The sequence below is a fragment of the Ectobacillus sp. genome (genome assembly GCF_056992975.1).
This window is the reverse complement of sequence record NZ_JBXKMX010000141.1, coordinates 1-3,314: the sequence shown is the minus strand read 5'-3', so window position 1 is coordinate 3,314 and position 3,314 is coordinate 1. Positions and strand designations below refer to the sequence as shown.

Sequence of the window (3,314 nt, the reverse complement as noted above, 5' to 3'; positions counted from 1 at the left end):
TACAACGCAAACCACGATGCCCTGCAATTTATTAAAAACATGATTGACGAGTATAACATACAATGCGATTTTTCACAGGAGCATTCGTATCTGTATAGTACCACTGAAAAAACCGCAAAACTGCTAGAACAAGAATACAAGGCATATGAAAAGCTATCCATTCCGGGAGAACTGAGTGAGACGATACCACTCTCTATCCCGGTTACGTTAGCACTCATTATGAAAAATCAAGCTCAATTTCATCCGGTTCATTACTTACAACACCTCGTCGATTTATTTATGAAAGCAGGTGGAAGCATATACGAAAACACAGTAGCCATTGACGTGCATGAAGGAATTCATCCTCGCGTTATTACAAAAGACGGTCCAATCGTTACATGTGATTATGTTATTTCTTGCTCGCACTTTCCATTTTATGACGGCAAAGGTCTCTACTTTACAAGAATGTATGCAGAGCGCTCCTATGTAGTAGCCGTTAAGACTAAACAACCTTTTCCAGGAGGAATGTATCTAAGCGTTGATGAACCTGTTCGTTCCTTACGATATACGATGGATAACGGAGAAAAACTGGTACTAGTTGGAGGAGAAAGTCATAAAACAGGACAAGGTATCGATACAGTTTTACACTACGAGGCATTGCAATCCTTTGCAGATGAAGTTCTAGGTTTAGAAACTATTGAGTATCGGTGGTCTGCACAAGATTTACTCACGCTTGATAAGCTTCCTTACATTGGAACCATCACCTCCGAGCATCCGAATATACTTGTTGCAACAGGTTATAAAAAATGGGGAATGACTACCGGAACTGCAGCTGCCTTACTCATTCGAGATATTATTATGGAACGAAGCAATCCGTACCGAAATCTATTTACTCCTTCTCGCTTTCTAGCCGATCCAAGCATTAAACATTTTCTTACGCAAAACGGAGATGTGGCAAAACATCTAATAGAGGGGAAGCTAGAATTTCCTTTGCGCACTCCTGAAGAACTAATCAACGAAGAGGGTTCTGTTGTTCGTGTCAATGGTAAACGTGCAGGTGCCTATAAAGATTGTAATGGTGTGCTCCATCTTGTTGATACCACGTGTACCCACCTTGGCTGTGAGGTAGAATGGAACGACGGGGAATCAACATGGGACTGTCCTTGTCACGGATCTCGCTTTTCATTCAATGGAGATGTGTTAGAAGGACCTGCGAAAAAACCACTTGATAGGTTAACATGATAAAAAGACTATACAAATACATTCCCATTCTATTTGCCAAGGGAATGTATTTGTATATGCGAACGTTTACTTTAACGAGTAAACTCAAATTACATGCTAGCAGTAAATCCTGCAACAAGTTTATCAAATTGTAATTCATCAGTTCCATTAACCGCATAATCTGCTTTTTCCATTGCTCCTGGTGTTCCCACTCCGACTGCATACATGCCTGCCGCTTTAATTGCTTCCACACCTGCTGCTGCATCTTCTATCCCTATACATAATTCGTATGGCACCATAAGACTATCGGCAGCTTTTAAAAAGATTTCTGGATTTGGTTTTCCATTTGCAACAGTAGCTGCATCTACAATCGTATCAAAGAAAGACTGTATTCCTAAACGTTCAATAACTAAACTGGCATTTTTGCTTGCAGATGCTAATCCAATTTTTATTCCATTCGCTTGTATAGCTTGTAACAAATCCATGATACCTGGTAATACATCTTTTTCAGAAATGGTTCCAATTAACTCCTTGTAATGATCATTTTTCTTTGTAGCTAACCTTTCTTTCTCCTCGCTCGTAAAATCGTGCTCCTGTTTCCCATGTGTCAAAATGAGTTCCAATGAATCCATACGGCTTATCCCCTTCAGTCGTTCGTTAAACGCACGGTCCATAGGGATTCCTAGTTCATCAGCAAGCTGCTTCCATGCTAAATAATGAAGTTCGGCACTATCTGTAATGACCCCATCTAAATCAAAAATAAACGCTTTAACTTGATTTGGCATATGATAATCCTCACTTTCCACATTATACGATTTTATGCTATCATTTTTTTAAATGGAATGAAATCCTTTTCAGTTGTAGAAAGCATATAAAAATAATGATGTACATACCTATATAAAGGGGAAAATTATGAAGGCATATCTATTTTTAGCTATTGCAATACTAACCGAAATATTTGGAAGTTCTATGCTAAAGGCTTCCGATGGATTTTCTAAATTATATCCGAGTATTGGTGTCTTAATTGGATATGTATCTGCCTTCTATTTTCTATCTTTAGCGCTGCAGTCCCTGTCATTGAGCGTCTCTTATGCCATATGGTCTGGAGTTGGAACAGCATTAACAGCCATTGTAGGTGTGCTTATTTGGAAAGAAACGATTTCCATACAGGGTGGGATTGGAATTGTACTAATTATTATAGGGGTTATTATGTTGAATGTAGGGAAATCATCTGTTTGAGGAGAAAATACTAAAAAAACGGATTTTTATAACAAAACCTACCTGACTTTTCATCATTACTAGACAGGTAGGTTTCCTTATCAAGCTTAAATTATAACTTAATAGTATTCATATTAAAACGCAGGTACTACCGCTACTCCATATTTGTCTTCTATAAATTTCTTCACTTCTGGTGTTGTCAATGCCGCGTCTAGCTTCTTAATCTCTTCACGGTTTTCATCCCCTTTGCGAACAACAATTACATTGGCATAAGGTGAGTTTTTATCTTCACGGAATAACGCTGATTTAGGATCTATTTTTGCTTCTAACACTACGTTCGTATTAATAATTGCTCCATCCAAATCCTGCAAAGAACGAGCAAGTGTTGGAGCTTCCGCTTCTACAAATTGAAGTTTTTTCGGATTTTCAACAATATCCTTTGGTGTTGCCTGATACGTTGTAATGCCATCCTTTAACTTTATAAGTCCTTGCTGCTGAAGTAATGTAAGTGCTCGATACTCATTAGACGGATTGTTTGGGATACCAATCTTTGCTCCTTCTTTAATATCATCCTTTGATTTTAATTTATTTGAATAGAAACCAATTGGTTCAACATGAACCTTTGTTGTAACAACAAAATCAAATCCTTTTTCCGTTTTTACAGAATCTAAATACGGAACATGCTGAAAGTAGTTTGCATCAATTTGTTTATCTTTTAAAGCTGGATTTAATAAATCCTCGCTGTCTAAAACAACAACTTCTAAATTAATCCCTTGTTCCTTCAATTTCGGTTTAATGAAATTTAAAATTTCAGCATGAGGAACTGCTGCTGCTCCTACTTTGAGCGTAATTTCCTTTTTTGCATCTGCTCCACTTGTTTTTGCTGTTCCATTACT

General features: G+C 37.7%; 4 protein-coding genes. 2 read left to right on the top strand and 2 right to left on the bottom strand.

Annotated elements, in window-relative coordinates; all coding sequences use genetic code 11:
- Nucleotides 1–1,221 (top strand): FAD-dependent oxidoreductase (locus AC11ZT_RS06875; RefSeq protein ID WP_484058887.1); only part of this gene is annotated, 1,221 nt, incomplete at its 5' end.
- Between the two features lie 89 nt (nucleotides 1,222–1,310).
- On the opposite strand, the gene pgmB is transcribed toward AC11ZT_RS06875, so the two are convergent.
- The gene (gene pgmB / locus AC11ZT_RS06870) at nucleotides 1,311–1,985 is read right to left on the bottom strand and encodes a beta-phosphoglucomutase (RefSeq protein ID WP_484058886.1); all 675 of its coding nucleotides are present in this window, start codon (nucleotides 1,983–1,985) and stop codon (nucleotides 1,311–1,313) included.
- A gap of 127 nt (nucleotides 1,986–2,112) precedes the next feature.
- Here pgmB and AC11ZT_RS06865 point away from each other — a divergent pair, with 127 nt between their 5' ends.
- Nucleotides 2,113–2,439 (top strand): DMT family transporter, encoded by a 327-nt coding sequence (locus AC11ZT_RS06865; protein WP_484058885.1) that lies wholly within the window; start codon nucleotides 2,113–2,115, stop codon nucleotides 2,437–2,439.
- A 113-nt stretch (nucleotides 2,440–2,552) separates the two neighbouring features.
- Here the strand turns inward: AC11ZT_RS06865 and AC11ZT_RS06860 are convergent.
- A partial coding sequence (locus tag AC11ZT_RS06860) for a MetQ/NlpA family ABC transporter substrate-binding protein (RefSeq protein WP_484058884.1) occupies nucleotides 2,553–3,314 on the bottom strand: 762 nt, incomplete at its 5' end.

Bases quoted from the DNA above. Each gene is read 5' to 3' on its own strand.
- pgmB (WP_484058886.1), bottom strand. From the start codon at position 1,985: ATGCCAAATCAAGTTAAAGCGTTTATTTTTGATTTAGATGGGGTCATT.
- AC11ZT_RS06865 (WP_484058885.1), top strand. From the start codon at position 2,113: ATGAAGGCATATCTATTTTTAGCTATTGCAATACTAACCGAAATATTT.